The organism is Bradyrhizobium algeriense (genome assembly GCF_036924595.1).
Taxonomy (GTDB): Bacteria; Pseudomonadota; Alphaproteobacteria; order Rhizobiales; family Xanthobacteraceae; genus Bradyrhizobium; species Bradyrhizobium algeriense.
On the sequence record NZ_JAZHRV010000001.1, the window covers coordinates 3633409 to 3651867 of the forward strand.

Genomic DNA, 18459 nt, shown 5'->3' on the forward strand with positions numbered 1-18459 from the left:
GTTGATGGGTTTCGCTGCGCTCTACCCATCCTACGAACTAAGCCACTTCAGCGCGCCCCGTCCGGCTGCCGCTCCGGTCGCGAACGAGGCTTGCAGCAGATAGCCGCCGGTCGGTGCTTCCCAGTCCAGCATTTCGCCGGCGGCAAACACGCCGGGCAGGCGGCGCAGCATGAAATCGCCGTCGATCTCGCTGAACGGTATCCCGCCCGCGGTCGAAATCGCGCGCGCGATCGGCGCTGTGCCGGTGAGTTCGATCGGGACGGCGTTGATCAGGCTGGCAAGGTTGGGCTGCGACAGCGACGCGAGCGAAGTGCCGGATGCCTTGGCTGCCTCCTGCAGCAATCCGATTGCAACAGGTGAGAGGCTGACGGCCTTCCGCAGGAAATTCGACAAGGACTGTTTGCCTTTCGGCGCCGATACCTTCGCGATCAACTCTTTCATGTCGAGATCGGGCCGCAACGCCACATGCAGCGTCACCTGACCTGAACGGATAATGGCTTCGCGCAACTCGGCCGACAGCGCATAGACTGCGCCGCCTTCGATACCGGTTCGGGTAACAACGGCCTCGCCGCGGACGCTATGAGCACCGAATGTCAGCGCCACGCCCTTGAGCGGCTGTCCCTCGAACCGGTCGCGAAAGATGTCCGACCATGCGACGGCGAAGCCGCTATTGGCCGGTCGCAGCGACGATATCCGCACACCTTTCGCGACGAGCGTTTCGACCCATGCGCCGTCGGAGCCCAGCCGCGGCCAGCTTGCGCCGCCAAGCACCAGTACGGTCGCGCTCGTCTCGACGAATTGCGGTCCATCCGGCGTTTGAAAACGAAGACGGCCCTGCTCGTCCCAGCCGCTCCAGCGATGACGCAGCTCCAATCGCACGCCTATCGAATCCAGCCGTCGCAGCCAGGCCCGCAGCAAGGGCGACGCCTTGAAGGCTTTCGGAAACACTCGTCCGCTGGAGCCGACGAAAGTTTCCTGCCCCAGCGCCTTGCTCCAGTCACGCAACGCCTGCGGCGGGAATGCTTCGATGGCGGCTTTCAGATGCGGCATCGCCTCGCGATAGCGCGCGAGGAATGCCGGCAACGGTTCGCTATGGGTGAGGTTCAGCCCGCCCCGCCCGGCCATCAGGAATTTGCGGCCAGCCGACGGCATCGCGTCATAGACGGTGACCTCGGCGCCGCCCAGCGCGAGCACTTCGGCCGCCATCAGGCCGGCGGGGCCGGCGCCGATGACAGCGACGTTTTTGGGAGGTGATGACATGGCGGGAGTGTAAGCCGGATTGACAGTCTGTAGGGCGGGCAAAGCGAAGCGTGCCCACCATACATCACCGGCATCGGAGATGCGTGGTGGGCACGGCGCGAAGTGCGCCTTTGCCCACCCTACGAATTGGCCCGTGCTCTACAGCTTGATCCCCGCCCGCGCTGCGGCCTGCGCCACATATTTCTGCGTCTGCTCGAACGCGCCTTGCAGCGCCTTGGCCTTCGAGACGTCGTCGATCTCGGCAAAATGCGCCGCAATCGCATCCGGCGTCCAGTCGGACTGGGCCAGATTGACGCCCTCGGTCTCGATGATCTTGATCACCGCGAACGAGCCCGCGCCCGCGCCCATGATGGTGCGGGTCGGGGCGTCCTCGCTCAGCAGAAATTCCACCGCCGGCGTGATCGCCTCGGGGCGCATCAGGGCCAGCGCCTGCGGCGGCAGCAGTTCTTCCGTCATCCGGGTTGCCGCGGTCGGCGAGATCGTGTTGACGCGGATGTTGTTCTTGCGGCCTTCCTCGGCCAGCACGTTCATCAGGCCGACCATGCCGGCTTTGGCGGCGCCGTAATTGGCCTGGCCGAAATTGCCGAACAGGCCCGACGACGAGGTGGTCAGCACGATGCGCCCATAATTGCGTTCGCGCATGCCTTCCCACACCGCCTTGCAGCAGTAAAACGTACCAACGAGATGGACGTCGAGTACCTTGGCAAAGTCGGCGACGTCCATTTTTGCGAAAGACTTGTCGCGGAGAATGCCGGCATTGGCGCATAGGAGATCGACGCTGCCCCACTCCTTCGTGGCGCGCTCGACCATCGCGGTGACCTGTCCGAACTTCGAGACGTCCGCGCCATCGGCCATCGCCGTGCCGCCGGCTTTGCGGATCTCCTCGACCACGGTTTCGGCAGGGGTCAGCGACCCGCCGGTGCCGTCGCGCGCGCCGCCGAAATCGTTGACCACCACCTTGGCGCCGCGGCTCGCCAGCCCCAGCGCATGCGCCCGTCCCAGACCATTGCCCGCGCCGGTGACGATAGCGACGCGTCCGTCAAACCTGATTGCCATGATTGGAATTCCCGCTGCGTTCTTTGTCGTCATGCCCGGGCTTGACCCGGGCATCCATCAAATTGAAGAGCTTTTGAGCAGTGATGGATTGCCGGGTCAAGCCCGGCAATGACGAGCAAAACCTAGTTGAAATAGATCAGCCCGATCCAGTCGGCGACCAAAGCGGGCTTCTCCTCGCCCTCGATCTCAACGGTGACATTGGTGCGCGACTGCAACTCCTTCGGCTTGCGCAGCTTGGCCTCCATCAGCGTGAAGCGGCCACGCACGCGCGAGCCTGCGCGCACCGGCGAGAGGAAGCGCAGCTTGTCGAAGCCATAATTCACGCCCATCGCGGTGCCTTCGATGACCGGCATCACCTCATAGGACATGATGCTCATCAACGACATCGTGAGGAAGCCGTGGGCGATGGTATTGCCGAACTCGGTTTCCTTCCTGGCGCGCGCGGGATCGACATGGATGAACTGATGGTCCTCGATCACGTCGGCGTAGACATTGATCCGGTTCTGGTCGATCAGGTGCCATGACGACACGCCGATCTCCTTGCCGACCATGGCCTGATAGGCCTCAAACGAGACCGGTGGCTTCTTCCAGACTTCATTCATTGATTAACTCTCCAGCCCGGCGGTCCGCACCTTTTGCAACTCCGGGAACTCTTCCTCGCGGAACTCGGCGCCGCGCAACACATCACTGCGGTTATTATCATGTTCGAGCCGCCGCAACTGCACGCGGCGGATCTTTCCGGAAATCGTCTTCGGCAGCTCCGTCACCAGTTCGATCTTGCGGATACGCTTGAATGGGGCGAGCCTTGTGTGCAAATGCCGGAAGATCGACAGCGCTGTCTCCGGTGTTCGCTCCACGCCCGACACCAGCAGCACGTAGGCCTTGGGGATCGCGAGACGGATCGGATCGGGACTGGGAACGACTGCGGCTTCAGCGACCGATTCATGCTCCAGCAGCACGCTTTCCAGCTCGAACGGGCTGATACGGTAGTCGGATGATTTGAAAACGTCGTCGGAACGGCCGACGAAAGTCAGATAACCCTCGTCATCGGCAAACACCACGTCGCCGCTGCGATAGAGATCGCCGTCGGCGCCGCTCAGTTTGCCGTCTTCACCCTGATAGCCCTGCATCAGGCCGGCGGGCCGATCGGCGCCGAGCACCAGCGTCACCTCCCCCTCCTTGGTGACGTGGCCGTCACTGTCGGTGATCTGCACGCGGTAGCCCGGCAGCGGGCGGCCCATCGAGCCGACCTTGACCTTCTGGCCCGGCGAGTTGCCCGCAAGCGCGGTGGTTTCGGTCTGGCCGTAGCCGTCGCGGATGGTCAAGCCCCACGCCGCCTTCACCTGATCGATCACCTCGGGGTTGAGCGGCTCGCCGGCGCCGCAGACCTCGCGCAGGCTCACCTTGAAATCCGCAAGCCTCTCCTGAATGAACAGCCGCCACACCGTCGGCGGCGCGCACAGCGTGGTGACGCCGCAACGGCCGACCGTGGCGAGCAAGGCTTTGGCATCGAAGCGCGGCTGGTTGACCACGAACACGGTAGCTCCGGCATTCCATGGCGCGAAGAAGCAGCTCCAGGCATGCTTGGCCCAGCCCGGCGAGGAAATATTCAGATGCACGTCGCCCGGCTGCAGCCCGAGCCAGAACATCGTAGACAGCGCACCGACCGGATAGCTGCGCTGGCTGTGCCGCACCAGTTTTGGTTTTGCCGTCGTGCCCGAGGTGAAATAGAGCAACATCGGGTCGTCGGCGTTGGTCGGACCATCAGGCGCAAAAGTCTCGGGCGCGCCGGCCGCCTGCTCGAACGGCAGCCAGCCGTCATGCGTCGTCGATGCGCCGACCACGATACGCACCAGATTGTCGCCGCCGAGGCCTGCGAATTTCGCCACCTGATCCTGCGAAGCCACCGCCACCCTCGCCCGGCCGCGATCGAGCCGGTCGCGCAATTCGTCGGGCGTGAGAAGCGTGGTGGCGGGGATCACGACCACGCCGAGCTTCATTGCCGCCAGCATGGTCTCCCACAACGGCACGACATTGCCGAGCAACAGCAACAGATGGTCGCCGCGCCTCAAGCCCTGCGCACGCAGGAAGTTTGCCACCTGATTGGAACGGGCCGAGAGCGCCGCAAAGGAAAGTTTTGTCTCTTTGTGACCGGCATCGACGATCCAGAGCGCGGTGCGGTCGCGGCTGTCGGCATTGCAGCCGAGTTCCGCGTCGAACCAGTCCAGCGCCCAGTTGAACGGAACCGGATCGGGCCAGCGAAATCCCTTCACGGCCGTATCGTAATCCGCGCGGTGCTTGAGCAGAAAGGTGCGCGCTTCCTGGAAGGTCGTCATCAGGTCTCCGTTATTTCCCGGCGAGGCTCCTAACGTGCTGGATAATACCGGAAAAATCCACCCCGCCATGGCCGGCGGCGTCGAAGGCCTTGTAGATATCCTGCGCGTGTTTGCCCAGCGGCGTCACAGCCCCCGAGGCATTGGCCGCGTCCTGCGCCAGCGTCAGATCCTTGACCATCAGCGCCGAGGCGAAGCCGGGCTTATAGCCGTTATTCGCGGGCGACGCCGGCACCGGGCCCGGCACCGGGCAATAGGACGTCAGCGCCCAGCATTGCCCCGAGGAGGTCGAGGCGACGTCGAACAGCGCCTGATGCGACAGCCCGAGCTTTTCCGCGAGCGCAAAGGCCTCGCCGACCCCGATCATGGAAATGCCCAGGATCATGTTGTTGCAGATCTTGGCCGCCTGCCCCGCGCCCGCGCCGCCACAATGCACGATCTTCTTGCCCATGTTCTCCAGCACGGGCTTTGCCGCCGCGAAGGCCTTGTCCTCGCCGCCGCACATGAAGGTGAGCGTCGCGCCCTTGGCGCCGCCGGTTCCACCCGACACCGGCGCATCGACCGAGAGCGCGCCGTGCTTGGCGGCCAGCGCATGCGCCTGCTTGGCGCTTTCGACGTCGATGGTCGAGCAATCGATGATCAGCGTGCCCCTGGTCATCGCCGGAATCACTTCGTTCCAGACCGACAGCACATGCTTGCCCGCCGGCAGCATGGTGATGATGATTTCAGCGCCCTTGACCGAGGCCACCGAACTCTCGGCGATGGCGGCACCGTCGGCCTTTGCCTGATCGCGCGAGGCTGCCACGAGATCGAACGCGGTCACCTTGTGGCCAGCCTTGACCAGATTGGCCGCCATCGGCCCACCCATATTGCCGAGGCCAATGAATGCGATATTTGCCATCTCGAATCCTCCGCTAAGACTTTTCTGTTTTGATCAGGGAAATTTCAACTCATCGGCACCGATCTCGGCGAAATACGGCGCGACCATTGCCGGCGTCACGTCCTCAACCCGCGGCGGCGACCATTTGGGATTGCGGTCCTTGTCGATCACCGCGGCGCGCACGCCCTCGCGAAAATCATCGCTGGCAAAGACTTCCAGCGCGGCGCGATACTCCCGCACCAGGCATTCCTCCAGCGAACGTGATGCCCGCGCCAGCCGCAGCAGTTTCAGCGTCACCACCATGCCGCGTGGCGATTTTTCCTTCAGCGTCTTCAGCGTCGAGAGCGCCAGCTCCGAGCCGTCGCGCTGCAAAGCCGCGACGATGTCTTCCATGCGGTCGTAGGCGAACCATGCGTCGATCTTCGGCTGCATCGCGGCGACAGGCCCAGCCGTCTCACCGGTTGCGAAGCCAGCAATCAGCGCTTTGACTTCTGCAGAGGTCACACCGGGCCGAACCTTGGTCAGCGCCTCGCGCAACGCGGCGAGTTTGCCTGACGGTACGACCGCGTCGGCAAAACCCGCATGGATCGCGTCTGGACCGTTCATGGTCTGACCGGTCAAGCCGAAATACGTGCCGATCTCTCCCGGCGAATGCGACAGCAGCCATGTGCCGCCCACATCCGGGAAGAAGCCGAGGCCGACTTCCGGCATTGCCAATTTCGTCTTGTCGGTCACGACACGGTGGCTCGAGTGCGCCGATAACCCGACGCCGCCGCCCATCACGATGCCGTCCATGAAGGACACATAAGGCTTCGGGAATTTCTTGATGCGGGCGTTGAGGATGTATTCGTCGCGCCACAGGATCTTGCCGAGATCGCCCTTGACCTTGGAGCTCTCCCAGAGCGCGCGGATGTCGCCGCCGGCGCAAAGGCCGCGCTCGCCCGCGCCTTCCAGCAGGATCACGGCCACGGAAGGATCGGCCTCGAAGGCATCGAGCGCCTTGTCGATGTCGTGGAACATCTCCAGCGTCACCGCATTGATGGCCTTCGGCCGGTTCAGCCGGAGGATGCCAGCCGGGCCTTCCTTGCGCGCGATCAGGTCGCCCTCTGCAACAGCAGCATCCGTCATCGTGCGCCCTCGATCAGCTTGCGCGACACGATCAGCCGCATGATTTCGTTGGTCCCTTCCAGGATCTGGTGCACGCGCAAATCGCGCACGATCTTCTCGATGCCGTATTCGCTGAGATAGCCGTAGCCGCCATGCAGTTGCAGCGCCTGGTTGGCGACTTCGAAACCGACGTCGGTGCCAAAACGCTTGGCCATCGCGCACAGCATGGTGGCGTCCGCGTCCTTGCGGTCGAGGGCAGCCGCCGCACGCCAGACAAAAGTCCGCGCCGCCTCCAGTTCGGTCGCCATGTCGGCAAGCCGAAACTGCAGCGCCTGGAATTCATCGAGGCGTTTTCCAAACGCTTTTCGCTCCTTCATGTAGGCCAGCGACTTCTCCAGCGCGCTTTGCGCGCCGCCGAGCGAACACGCCGCGATATTGATGCGGCCACCGTCGAGCCCGGCCATCGCGATCTTGAAGCCGATGCCCTCCTCGCCCAGCCGGTTCTCGACCGGCACGCGGGCATTCTCAAAAATCACGGCGCGGGTCGGCTGTGCGTTCCAGCCCATCTTGCGCTCGTTGGCGCCGAACGAGACGCCCGGCGTGTCGGCCGGAATGACCAGCGTCGAGATGCCGCCGGGGCCGTCGGCGCCGGTCCGCACCATCACGACATAGAGGTCGCCGCCACCGGCGCCGGAGATGAACTGCTTCTGGCCGTTGAGCACATAATGGTCGCCGTCGCGCACCGCGCGGGTGCGGAGCGCCGCGGCATCCGAGCCGGAGCCCGGCTCGGTCAGGCAATAGCTCGCCAGAAGCTCCATGGTGCAGAGCCTTGGCAACCACTTCTGGCGCTGGGTGTCGTTGCCATAGGCATCGATCATCCACGAGGCCATGTTGTGGATCGAGATGAAGGCCGACACCGTCGGACAGCCCTGCGCTAAGGCCTCGAAGATCAGCGCGGCGTCGAACCGCGTCAACGCCGAGCCGCCGACGTCGTCCCTGATGTAGACGCCGCCCATGCCGAGCTTGGCAGCTTCCCGCATCACGTCGACGGGGAAATGCTTTTCCTCGTCCCAGCGGAGCGCATGCGGCGCGATTTTTTCCGCGGCAAATTCCCGCGCCATATCGCGAACCGCAATCTGGTCCTCATTGAGAGCGAAATGCATTCTGGGCTGCTCATTCTTATCGTCATTGCGAGGAGCGAAGCGACGAAGCAATCCATTCTTCCTTTTCGCGGCACTATGGATTGCTTCGTGGAGCCTGTCATCGGGCGGGCATTCGCCCAACCCGTTGGCTCGCAATGACGGCCTGGGCTACACCATCAGTTCATCGTCGGGATCGAGAATTCCGCACCTTCCTTGACGCCGGACGGCCAGCGCGAGGTGATCGTCTTGGTCTTGGTGTAGAAGCGGATCGAATCCGGACCGTGCTGGTTGAGATCGCCAAAGCCGGACTTCTTCCAGCCGCCAAAAGTGTAGTAGGCGATCGGCACCGGGATCGGCACGTTGATGCCGACCATGCCGACATTCACCTTGGCGGCAAAATCGCGGGCGGCGTCGCCGTCGCGGGTGAAGATCGCGACACCGTTGCCGTAGTCATGGTCTGACGGTAGCGCCAGCGCTTCCTTGTAGTCGTGGGCGCGCACCACCGAGAGCACCGGGCCGAAGATCTCTTCCTTGTAGATCCGCATGTCCTTGGTGACGTTGTCGAACAGGCAGCCGCCCATGTAGAAGCCGTTTTCATAGCCCTGCATCTTGAAGCCGCGGCCGTCGACGGCGAGCGTCGCGCCTTCCTTGATGCCGATTTCGACATAGTTCTTGACGCGGTTGAGCGCCTCTTTCGTCACCAGCGGACCGTAGTCGGCGGAGGGATCGATCGAGGTGCCGATCTTCAGGCTCTCGACCCGCGGGATCAGCTTTTCCATCAGCCGGTCGGCGGTGGGCTTGCCGACGGGCACGGCGACCGAGATCGCCATGCAGCGCTCACCGGCCGAGCCATAGCCCGCGCCGATCAGCGCATCGACGGTCTGGTCCATGTCGGCATCGGGCATGACGATGGCATGGTTCTTGGCGCCGCCGAAACACTGCGCGCGCTTGCCGGTGGCGGCGGCACGCTCATAGATATATTGCGCGATCGGCGAAGAGCCGACGAAGCCGACCGCCTTGATCTCGGGATCGTCGAGGATGGCGTCGACCGCTTCCTTGTCGCCATTGACGACGTTCAGCACGCCGGGCGGCAGACCCGCTTCGATCATCAATGCGGCCAGCATCATCGGCACGCCGGGATCGCGCTCGGACGGCTTCAGGATGAAGGCGTTGCCGCAGGCGATCGCCGGCGCGAATTTCCACATCGGGATCATCGCCGGGAAATTGAACGGCGTGATGCCGGCGACGACGCCGAGCGGCTGCCGCATCGAATAGATGTCGATGCCGGGGCCCGCGCCTTCGGTGTACTCGCCCTTCATCAGGTGCGGAACGCCGCAGGCGAATTCGACGACTTCGAGGCCGCGCTGGATGTCGCCCTTGGCGTCGGGAACGGTCTTGCCGTGCTCGCGCGCCAGCATGTCGGCGAGCTTGTCGTAATCGCGCTGCGCCAGTTCGAGGAACTTCATCATCACGCGCGCGCGGCGCTGCGGATTGGTGTTGGCCCACTCGACCTGGGCGTCCCTGGCGTTCTCGACGGCGGCGCGAACCTCGGCTTTGGAGGCCAGCGCCACCTTGGCCTGGACGTCGCCTGTCATCGGCTCGAAAACGTCGGCCGTCCGGCCGGACGTGCCCTTGACCTCTTTACCACCGATGAAATGTCCGATTGAGCGCATGAATTTTCTCCCTGAAGTCCCGCTGGATCAGCTTTGGAGCCCTTTTTGACCTGCATTTCTTAGGATACAAGTCTGATATATTGCACCTTAGATGTGCGGAAATGCTGGATCAAGGCACCAAGACGATCGATTGGGATGACTTCCGTTTCGTGCTGGCGATCGTCCGCGGCGGATCGGTTTCCGCTGCCGCCAAGCAGCTATCGGTCGATCATGCCACAGTGATCCGGCGTGTCGACCGCCTGGAACGGCATCTCTCGGCAAAACTGTTCGATCGCCGCAAGACCGGCTACCTCCTGACCGAGGCCGGCCAGCGCGTCGCCGACAGCGCGGAAGCGATGGAATCCACCATCGTCGCCAACCAGGAGGCGGTCGGCGGCTCGCGCGCCCAGCTCACCGGCACGGTCCGGATCGGCGCCCCCGACGGGTTCGGCAGCCATTTCCTGGCCTCGCGGCTTCTGAAGTTCACCGAGCGGTATCCCGATCTCGACCTGCAGCTCGTCGCCACCGCGCGCCTGTTCAGCCTGTCGAAACGCGAGGCCGACATTGCGATCAGCCTGACGATGCCCAAGGAAGGCCGGATCGTCGGCCGCAAGCTGCTCGACTATAGCCTCGGGCTCTACGCCGCCCCCGCCTATCTCGACTGCGCGCCGAAAATCACTGGCCGTGCCGACCTGGCCGCACATCGCTTCGTCGGCTACATCGAGGAATTGCTGTTCACGCCCGAACTGGACTACCTGCCGCAGGTCTCGCCAAAGATCTCCGCGAAATTCCGCAGCGCCAATCTGATCGCGCAACTCAATGCCACCATCGCAGGCTTCGGCATCGCCGTGCTGCCCCACTTCATGGCAACGGCGCATCCGGAATTGTGCCCGGTATTGCCGGACGAGATCAGGATTTCGCGCACCTTCTGGATGCTGATGCACGCCGACAGCAAGGATCTGGCGCGGATCAGGGCGGTTGCCGATTACATCCACGAGACGGTGGAGAGCGAACGCGCGCTGTTTGCCGGGCGGTGAACTCTCACCACGTCATTGCGAGAACGTAGATTTGGATTTCAATTCACCTTCGCCCGCGCCCTTTTCGCGGCCGGTTTCCTCGCCTCGGCACGGGCCAGCGCCGCCTCGCGGCCAGAGGCGAGAATTTCGTCCGACAGTTCACCGCTGCCCGCCACGCGGGACATCACGAGCGTGCCCATCATCGTCGCCAGCGTGCCCATGGCCTGCTTGCGCGCCGTCTTTCGTGGCACATCCAGAATCTGTTCGGCCATCACATCGATCAACTGTTCGAGTTTGGCGCTAAAGGCCTTGCGGGTTTTGGCGCTTTCGCGGGCAATCTCGGCGCCGAGCGTGGGGACCGCGCAGCCGCGGCCGGGATCGTCGCGATGCACCGTCGAGACGTAGGAATCGATGATCGTCGACAGCCGCTTCTCCGGCGGCGTTTCAGCGGCGATCTCGCGCCAATGCGCGACCGAGCGGTCCATCGCATAGGCAAAGGCCTCGATCACCAGCGCCTCGCGGGAATCGAAATGCGCGTAGAAGCCGCCATGAGTCAGGCCGGCCTCCTTCATCAGGTCGGCGACGCCGATGCCATGCGCGCCCTTTTCGCGAAGCCGCACCGAGGCCTTCTTCACGATCCGCGCGTGGGTTTCCTGCTTGTGCTCTTTTGAATAACGCATCAACCCGTCCCATTAAATGTCTGCAGTCATATAATAGCAGTTGTGCGGGCGAAAAGCTGCATCTATTTCGCTTTTTCAACGCCGATCATCGTGAATGTGGCAGTCGCGTGCACCGCAAGATTGCCCGCGCCGTCGCGGACGAAGCCTTCGGCATAGCTGGCCTGGCGGCCGAGTTTTACCACTTTGCCTTCCGCCGAGACCGTGCCTGATCGTACCGACAGTGGCCGCAAATACGTCAGCTTGAGGTCGAGCGTCACCGAGCTCTGCCCGGCCGGCTGCATGGTGGCGATGGCGCAACCCATGGCGGTATCCAGGAGTGCCGCAGCCACCGCGCCATGGAGCAGTCCGATGGTATTTTCCAGGCTTTCATCGGGGTCGAGTTCCATCACGATCCGTCCGGACTCGGCGACACGCATCTCAAAGCCGATCAATCGGGCTATCGGCGGCGGTGGCAGGATGCCGTCGCGGATCGCGCACATCGTCTCCAGCCCGGACATCCCGGAGGCCGCCTTCGCTACCGGCCCCGGCGCCTGCCACTCCACCACCCGATGCCTGCGCGTGTCGAACGAAAACAGATCGACGGTCTCGGTCGCGGTCATGAACAGCTCCATTGAATGATATTCGTCATTCTATGTCGGCGCGTGCCGCCGCGCAACACCCTCCCCGCTTCCCCTTGACAAGCCGCCGTAATGTCCTTGGAAGTGACGTCAACCGTCCCGACCAGTTGCGGAAAACAAAATGGAAATGCTCAATCCCCACTGCGGCATCGATCGCGACGCTCGAGGTGTCGTTCGCCTCTCGATCTGCAACGCAGGCTCTCTCAACATCCTCTCCTCCGCCGTCACCAACGGGGTTCGTGAAGGGTTTGAGAAACTCGCCGGCGACAAGAGCATTCGCGCGGTCATCCTCGCCGGCCAGAGCGAAAAGAGCATGATCGGCGGCGCCGACATCAAGGAGATGGCGCGTCTCGACCAGAAATCCGCGGAAGCCTTTATCACGCGGCTGCGCGACCTCTGCGAGGCCGTGCGCAACTTTCCGGCGCCCGTGATCGCGCGGTTGCCTGGATGGTGTCTCGGCGGCGGACTCGAAGTCGCCGCCGCCTGCGATTTCCGCATTGCCGCCCACGACGCTAAATTCGGCATGCCGGAGGTGCGTGTCGGCATCCCCTCGGTAATCCATGCCGCCCTACTGCCGCGGCTGATCGGCTGGGGCCGCGCCCGCTGGCTGGTCATGACAGCGGAAAACATCGACGCGCCCACCGCGCTCGCCTGGGGCCTGGTCGACGTGGTCGCGAAGGAAAATGGCATCGATGCCGCCGTCGAGCACACGGTGAACGCGCTGCTCGAATGCGGCCCGGAAGCGCTGCGCGCACAGAAGGCGCTGCTGCGCCAGTGGGAGGAACTGCCGCTGACCGAATCCGTCAACTTAAGCGTCGGCGTGTTCGGAAAGTCTTTCCTGACCGGCGAGCCGCAGCGGCTGATGCAGGGATTTCTCGACCGCAAGAAATAGACGGAGGGGCGCATGAGACCTGCCGGCAAGGGGGACAATCCCAGCCTCAGGCGCCGGTCGATCAATTTCTCTCATGCGAACGGCGAGATTTTTCATGGGATGATCCGTTGCGATTTGTTGCAGCGCATAATATTACAACAATAATTCAATACGGGGGTTGACCGCACCCGGATCGATCCTTGGCGCAGCGGTGTCGTGATGTCCTGAAATGAGGGAAGTGTGACATTCAAGTCAAACGGTCATCACGTCAGAATGCGTAAGCCGAACCAGGCCAATCTTCCCTCTGGAATCCTCTGAGGCCCAATGATCTCGAACTGGCTGTCAGCCGCTCTCGCCCGCCGCAACATCCACTACGGCTGGGTGATGGTCGCCGTGACCTTTCTCACCGCCCTGATCTCCGCCGGCACGGTCGGCGCTCCCGGCGTCTTCATCGTGCCCCTGCAGAAGGAATTCGGCTGGACCACGGCGGAGATTTCCTCGGCGCTGTCGATCCGCTTCATCCTGTTCGGGCTGATGGCGCCCTTCGCCGCCGCGCTGATGAACCGCTACGGCCTGCGCAACGTCACGCTGTTGGCGCTGCTGATCGTCGTATCCGGCCTCGTCGCATCGCTGGCGATGACGCAGGTCTGGCAGTTGATGCTGCTGTGGGGCGTGGTGATCGGGCTCGGCACCGGCATGACGGCGCTGGTGCTGGGGGCTACGATTGCCGCGCGCTGGTTTGCGGCGCGGCGCGGGCTTGTGGTCGGCATCCTCACCGCGAGCGTTGCGACCGGGCAGCTTGCCTTCCTGCCACTCTTGGCGAGCCTGACCGAAACCTATGGCTGGCGGATCGCGCTGGCGCTGGTCTGCGTGATGCTGGGCGTGGCCGCCTTCGCCGTGCTGATGGTCATGCGCGACCGTCCGAGCGACGTCGGCTTGCGGCCGTTCGGCGACGAAGGCACCGAGCCGCTGCCGGCGCTCCCGCCGAACACCACGCCGATCATGGCGGCAGCGCTCGGCACCCTGCGCGACGCCTCGAAGTCGGGCGTGTTCTGGATCCTGTTCGCCACCTTCTTCATCTGCGGCGCCTCGACCAACGGTCTGGTCCAGGTTCACCTGATTCCGATGTGCCTTGATTTCGGTATTCCGCAGGTGCAGGCGGCGAGCCTGCTCGCGGCGATGGGCATTTTCGATTTCGTCGGCACCATCGTCTCGGGCTGGCTGTCGGACCGCTACGACAATCGCTGGCTCCTGTTCTGGTATTACGGGCTGCGCGGCCTGTCGCTGTTGTTCCTGCCCTTCACCGACTTCTCGTTCTATGGCCTGTCGCTGTTTGCGGTATTCTATGGGCTCGACTGGATCGCGACCGTGCCGCCCACGGTGCGGCTCACCGCGCAACGCTTCGGTCCCGAACGCGCCAATCTCGTGTTCGGCTGGATTTTTGCCGGCCATCAGCTCGGCGCGGGCGTTGCGGCCTTCGGCGCCGGCCTGTCGCGGACGGCGCTCCAGACCTACCTGCCGGCCTTCTTCGTCGCCGGTGCGCTCTGTGTGGTGGCGGCGCTGATTGTGCTGGCGATCTCGCGGCCGAAGCCGGTGGCGGCGTGATGGAGTTGTCGGGTGGGCTGAGCGAAGCGAGCCCACCATTCGCTGTCAATGCGTGGAGAGATGGTGGGCACGCTGCGCTTTGCCCACCCGAGAGAGACCTACGGCCGCGTCGACATATTGGTTGGCGGACCCACGGTTCGGATTGGCTCCGCCAATCGCGCGAATTCGCACAACAGCGAACGCGTCTTGCGGGGATCGATCACCTCCTCGACCCAGAATTTCTCGGCCGAACGAAACGGCGAGCGCAGCTTGTTGAGGCGATCCTCGATCTCCTTCAGCTTCGCGGCCGGATCATCTGAACCATCGATGTCGGCGCGGTAGGCCGCCTCGATGCCGCCTTCCAGCGGCAGCGAGCCCCAATAGGCCGACGGCCAGGCGTAGCGCATCGAATAGCGGTTGGCCGGCTGGTGCACGACACCCGCCACGCCGAATGCGTTGCGCACGATGATAGTGCACCAGGGCACGGTCGACTGGTTGACCGCCGCCATCGCGCGCACGCCGTGACGGATGGTCGCCGACTTCTCGGCCTCGAGCCCGATCATGAAGCCGGGGCAATCCATCAGATAAACCACCGGCAGATGGAAGGTCTCTGCGAAGTCGACCCAGCGCACCACCTTCTGGCACGCCTCCGCCGTCCACGATCCGCCGTAGTGGTAGGGATCGCTCGCCAGCAGCAGCACGGCGCGGCCTTCGAGCCGGGCGAGCCCGGTAATGACCGGGCGGCCGAAATTGGCGTTGACCTCGAAGAACGAGCCCTTGTCGACCACGGCGTCGATGATCGGGCGCATCTTGTAGACCTGGCGGCGATTGCGCGGCACCGCCTTCAACAGCGATTCTTCCGCGCGCTCCGGATCGTCGGCACAAGGCGTGGTCGGCGGCAGGTCGTACACCGAGGACGGCAGATAGGACAGAAAGCGCCTGGCGCGTTCGAACGCCTCCTCCTCGGTGTCCACGGCATCGTCGACGCCGCCGGCGCGGGTCTGGATCTCGGCGCCGCCGAGCTCCTGCTTGGTCAGATCCTGGCCGAGCCGCTTCACGACCGGCGGACCTGCGACAAACATCGCGGAATTCCTGGTCATGACCGAATAATGGCTGGCGGCAAGCCGCGCCGCGCCAAGGCCTGCGACCGAACCGAGGCCGAGGGCCACCACCGGCACGCGCGCCATGTTGGCAATCGTGAACCAGTACCAGCGTGTGCCGCCGACCCCGCCGGGCAGATTGGCAGCCCCGCGCGTTTCAATCGTCTTCACCGAGCCGCCGCCGCCCGAGCCTTCGATCACGCGAATGATCGGCAGGCGAAAATCATGCGCCATTTCCTCGGCCATCAGCGGCTTGGCCGAGATCGAGGCGTCGGCCGAACCGCCGCGCACAGTGAAATCGTCGCCGACCACGACTACGGTGCGGCCGTCGATCTTGCCGCGGCCGAACACGCAGTTGGCCGGCGTCAGGTGCTTGAGTTCGCTGTTGTCGTCGTATTCGGCGATGCCGGAAATCGCGCCGATCTCGTGGAAGGAATTCTTGTCGATCAGTCCGTCGATGCGCTCACGAACCGTGAGCCGGCCCTGGTCATGCTGGCGCTTGACCTTGTCAACGCCTCCCATCTCGCGCGCGAACGCTTCGCGCCGAGCGAGCTCGTCGAGCTCCGGCTTCCAATTCATTCGTATCCTCCGTCTTGATGATCTTGTTATTATGAGCCGGTACCGGAAGCGGCTTTCTTTCCATGCGGTTTGCGAAGATATCGCCCTCGGTGCCTTCGAGCAGGCTGCCGATCGCAACGCCGAGTTCGAGCATCAGCGGCGCCACTTCCCCGTGCAGCCGCTTCTCATCAAACATCGCGGACAGCAGCCCGATCGTCACGACGACGAAGGTTTGATATTGCGGCGACCACACCGGCACCGCGCAACCGTTGATATGCGGGCTCCAGGTGCCGCAGCCGACGACATAGCCATGTTCGCGCAAATGGCGGCGGTTGGTTTCCATGCGCGACTTCAAGAGCCCCGCATTTCCCGGAATCTCGCGCTCCATTTCGGCGATCAAGGCGTCGCCGACGTCAGTATCGAGCGCGGCGGTGTAGGCAAAGCCGGCCGCGGTGCTCGTCATCGAGATGCGGCTGCCGGTGCCTTCATGCAGACCGAGCGCATTCGCTGCACGCGCGAATTCGAGATAGACCAGATGATAGCGATCCGGAATCACGAAGCCGACGGTACCCGGCAATTGATCGGCGACGTCCTGCAACCGCAGCCGGATAAGATTGCGAAGCTGCAACCCCTTCATCATCGAGGTGCTCATCGCCACCGCGCTTGGACCGATACGGTATTTCTGGTCGCGCGGCAGATAAACCAGCTGGCCCATCCGCGTCAGCGTGTGCGTGAGCCGCGATACGGTCGAGCGCGGCAGACCGCAGCGGCTGGAAATTTCCAGATTGCCCAGTCGCGCTTCATGACCCTCGAAGCAGCGCAGGACGTCGAACGCCCGCGACACCACCTGGATCACATCACCCTCGCCTGCGAGATCGCTGGCGAGCATTCCCTGCTTGCTAAGCCGTTCCGAGCGTCTTCCCATTTGGTATGGCTCCATTCCGCCCTGCGGAATAAAATTCCACTTGCAGAACAAACTACCTCAGGCAATCTGCGGCCACAACAAAAAGCCGTTCGCGAGGACACGAGTCCGTCAGACGGTCCCCGGAGAACGGAAATGCCAGACATCAAGATCGTCACCGAAGTCGCCGGCCGCGTGTGCGCGCTTCCCGTCACAACCGGCGGAAATGTCAGCGACGGCGACGAGATTGCTTTCGTCGAAGCCATGAAGATGGAAATTCCGGTCACGTCGACGACGGCAGGAAGAATCAAGGCTATCCTGGTCAAACTCGACGACGTCATCGCTGAAGGACAGGTCGTCGCCGTCATCGAAGCTTAACTTGATCACGGCATAGACGTGCTTGCGACGATTCCGCGACAATCTGTCCAGCTCTGCTGTTGACGTTTGCGCACCTAACGTTGCCATCGCCAGCAGCGGATGACATGATCAACGCTAACGAGTGACTTTCGCGAAAACTATGAGGGGAAAAATTATGATTCATCGGTTGAAGGCGTTCGCGCCAATTGCCCTTGCGGGCGTCTCGCTGCTCGCCTCGCCGGCCCATTCCCAAGACGTCAAGCTGCCGCCGACCATGGTCGTCACCGCCTATGACACCGGAACGGCCGGCTTCAACATCGCCGTAGGCGTCGGCAAGATGATGAAGGACAAATACGGCACCGATGTCCGCGTGCTGCCCGCCGGCAACGACGTGGCGCGACTGGCACCGTTGCGCGCCAAGCGTGCGGCCATGTCCGCGATGGGCTCCGGCAGCTATTTCGCCCAGGAAGGCGTGTTCGAATTCGGCACCAAGGAATGGGGTCCGCAAGCCCTGCAACTGGTGCTGTCGACCGTCGATTGCAACGGCGCTTCGCTCGGGGTCGCCAAGGATAGCGGCGTGACCGAGATCAAGCAGCTCAAGGGCAAGCGCGTCGGCTTCGTGGTCGGTTCGCCGGCGCTGAACCAGAACGCACTCGCGGTCCTGGCGTTCGGTGACCTCAAGCAAAGCGACGTCAAGGTCGTCGAGTTCTCGAGCTATGGCGCGATGTGGAAGGGCATGGTCAACAACGACATCGATGCCGCCTTCGCCACCACCATCACCGGCCCTGCCAAGGAGCTCGAGACATCGCCGCGCGGCATCATCTGGCCGCCGCTGCCCGCCAGCGACAAGGCCGGCTGGGAGCGCGTGAAAAAGGTTGGCTCGTTCTTCTTCCCGCACGTCGCGACCTGCGGTGCCGGCATCACCAAGGACAAGCCGGTCGAGCTCGGCAACTACCCCTATCCGATCTTCGTGTCATACGGATCGCTGGGCGCCGACGAGGTCTATGCCATCACCAAGGCGATGATCACGGGCTACGACGCTTACAAGGATTCCGCGCCGGGCGCGGGCGGCCTTGCCGCCGACCGCCAGACCAAGAACTGGGTGGTCCCGGTTCATCCGGGCGCAGCCAAGGCTCTGAAGGAAGCCGGACAGTGGAGCGACGAACAGGAAGCCCATAACAAGGGGTTGCTCAAGCGCCAGCAGGTATTGGCGGCGGCATGGACCGACTTCAACAAGTCCAGTCCGCCATCGGACGACAAGGCGTTTCTCGATGGCTGGATGAAGGCGCGCGCTGCGGCGCTGACCAAAGCCAGCATGCCGAACGGCTTTGAATAACACTGCTTC

Annotated in this window: 17 protein-coding genes; 5 read left to right on the forward strand and 12 right to left on the reverse strand. The window is 63.5% G+C overall.

The genetic code is table 11. The features are described from left to right. Positions 1-30: 30 nt before the first annotated feature. The 8 genes from V1286_RS17950 to V1286_RS17985 form a co-directional block, all read right to left on the reverse strand. Positions 31-1260 carry a BaiN/RdsA family NAD(P)/FAD-dependent oxidoreductase gene (locus V1286_RS17950; RefSeq protein WP_334481382.1) on the reverse strand — a complete coding sequence of 410 codons (1230 nt, stop codon included), beginning with the start codon at positions 1258-1260 and terminating at the stop codon, positions 31-33. Positions 1261-1398: 138 nt separating this feature from the next. Further along, positions 1399-2316 carry an SDR family NAD(P)-dependent oxidoreductase gene (locus V1286_RS17955; protein WP_334481384.1) on the reverse strand — a complete coding sequence of 306 codons (918 nt, stop codon included), beginning with the start codon at positions 2314-2316 and terminating at the stop codon, positions 1399-1401. 122 nt (positions 2317-2438) lie between these two features. Continuing rightward, positions 2439-2918, reverse strand: a complete 480-nt coding sequence (locus V1286_RS17960; RefSeq protein WP_334481385.1) for a MaoC family dehydratase — start codon at positions 2916-2918, stop codon at positions 2439-2441. Positions 2919-2921: 3 nt separating this feature from the next. Continuing rightward, positions 2922-4652 carry an AMP-binding protein gene (locus V1286_RS17965; RefSeq protein ID WP_334481387.1) on the reverse strand — a complete coding sequence of 577 codons (1731 nt, stop codon included), beginning with the start codon at positions 4650-4652 and terminating at the stop codon, positions 2922-2924. A gap of 10 nt (positions 4653-4662) precedes the next feature. After that, a complete protein-coding gene (gene mmsB, locus V1286_RS17970) occupies positions 4663-5550 on the reverse strand; it encodes a 3-hydroxyisobutyrate dehydrogenase (protein WP_334481389.1) in 888 nt (295 codons plus the stop codon). Positions 5551-5583: 33 nt separating this feature from the next. Continuing rightward, positions 5584-6657 (reverse strand): enoyl-CoA hydratase/isomerase family protein, encoded by a 1074-nt coding sequence (locus V1286_RS17975; protein WP_334481390.1) that lies wholly within the window; start codon positions 6655-6657, stop codon positions 5584-5586. Continuing rightward, on the reverse strand, positions 6654-7799 hold the full coding sequence (locus V1286_RS17980; RefSeq protein WP_334481392.1) for an isobutyryl-CoA dehydrogenase: 1146 nt from the start codon (positions 7797-7799) through the stop codon (positions 6654-6656). Before V1286_RS17980 ends, V1286_RS17975 begins: the two co-directional genes overlap by 4 nt. Positions 7800-7954: 155 nt before the next feature. Then, positions 7955-9451, reverse strand: coding sequence for a CoA-acylating methylmalonate-semialdehyde dehydrogenase (locus V1286_RS17985; RefSeq protein WP_334481394.1), 1497 nt, complete (start codon positions 9449-9451; stop codon positions 7955-7957). Between the two features lie 101 nt (positions 9452-9552). Between V1286_RS17985 and V1286_RS17990 the strand changes: the two genes are divergently transcribed. Continuing rightward, the gene (locus V1286_RS17990; RefSeq protein ID WP_334481395.1) at positions 9553-10467 is read left to right on the forward strand and encodes a LysR family transcriptional regulator; all 915 of its coding nucleotides are present in this window, start codon (positions 9553-9555) and stop codon (positions 10465-10467) included. A 38-nt stretch (positions 10468-10505) separates the two neighbouring features. Here the strand turns inward: V1286_RS17990 and V1286_RS17995 are convergent, their stop codons facing one another. Beyond that, the gene (locus V1286_RS17995) at positions 10506-11126 is read right to left on the reverse strand and encodes a TetR/AcrR family transcriptional regulator (protein ID WP_334481397.1); all 621 of its coding nucleotides are present in this window, start codon (positions 11124-11126) and stop codon (positions 10506-10508) included. Between the two features lie 62 nt (positions 11127-11188). After that, a complete protein-coding gene (locus tag V1286_RS18000) occupies positions 11189-11725 on the reverse strand; it encodes a PaaI family thioesterase (protein ID WP_334481399.1) in 537 nt (178 codons plus the stop codon). A 139-nt stretch (positions 11726-11864) separates the two neighbouring features. Between V1286_RS18000 and V1286_RS18005 the strand changes: the two genes are divergently transcribed. Together V1286_RS18005 and V1286_RS18010 are read left to right on the forward strand one after the other, a co-directional pair. After that, complete coding sequence (locus tag V1286_RS18005) at positions 11865-12635, forward strand: enoyl-CoA hydratase (RefSeq protein ID WP_334481400.1); 771 nt, start codon at positions 11865-11867, stop codon at positions 12633-12635. A 303-nt stretch (positions 12636-12938) separates the two neighbouring features. Continuing rightward, positions 12939-14219, forward strand: a complete 1281-nt coding sequence (locus V1286_RS18010; protein ID WP_334481402.1) for an MFS transporter — start codon at positions 12939-12941, stop codon at positions 14217-14219. Between the two features lie 98 nt (positions 14220-14317). Here V1286_RS18010 and V1286_RS18015 read toward each other — a convergent pair whose 3' ends face one another. Together V1286_RS18015 and V1286_RS18020 are read right to left on the reverse strand one after the other, a co-directional pair. Then, the gene (locus V1286_RS18015; RefSeq protein WP_334481403.1) at positions 14318-15877 is read right to left on the reverse strand and encodes an acyl-CoA carboxylase subunit beta; all 1560 of its coding nucleotides are present in this window, start codon (positions 15875-15877) and stop codon (positions 14318-14320) included. Next, positions 15807-16781 carry an IclR family transcriptional regulator gene (locus V1286_RS18020; RefSeq protein ID WP_334481404.1) on the reverse strand — a complete coding sequence of 325 codons (975 nt, stop codon included), beginning with the start codon at positions 16779-16781 and terminating at the stop codon, positions 15807-15809. The genes V1286_RS18015 and V1286_RS18020 overlap by 71 nt, the downstream gene beginning before the upstream one ends. A 132-nt stretch (positions 16782-16913) precedes the next feature. Here V1286_RS18020 and V1286_RS18025 point away from each other — a divergent pair, with 132 nt between their 5' ends. Both V1286_RS18025 and V1286_RS18030 read left to right on the forward strand, forming a co-directional pair. Next, on the forward strand, positions 16914-17135 hold the full coding sequence (locus tag V1286_RS18025) for an acyl-CoA carboxylase biotin carboxyl carrier protein subunit (RefSeq protein ID WP_334481405.1): 222 nt from the start codon (positions 16914-16916) through the stop codon (positions 17133-17135). 154 nt (positions 17136-17289) lie between these two features. Beyond that, entirely contained in the window at positions 17290-18450 is a 1161-nt protein-coding gene (locus V1286_RS18030) for a TAXI family TRAP transporter solute-binding subunit (protein ID WP_334481406.1), read from the forward strand. The last annotated feature ends 9 nt before the right edge of the window (positions 18451-18459 follow it).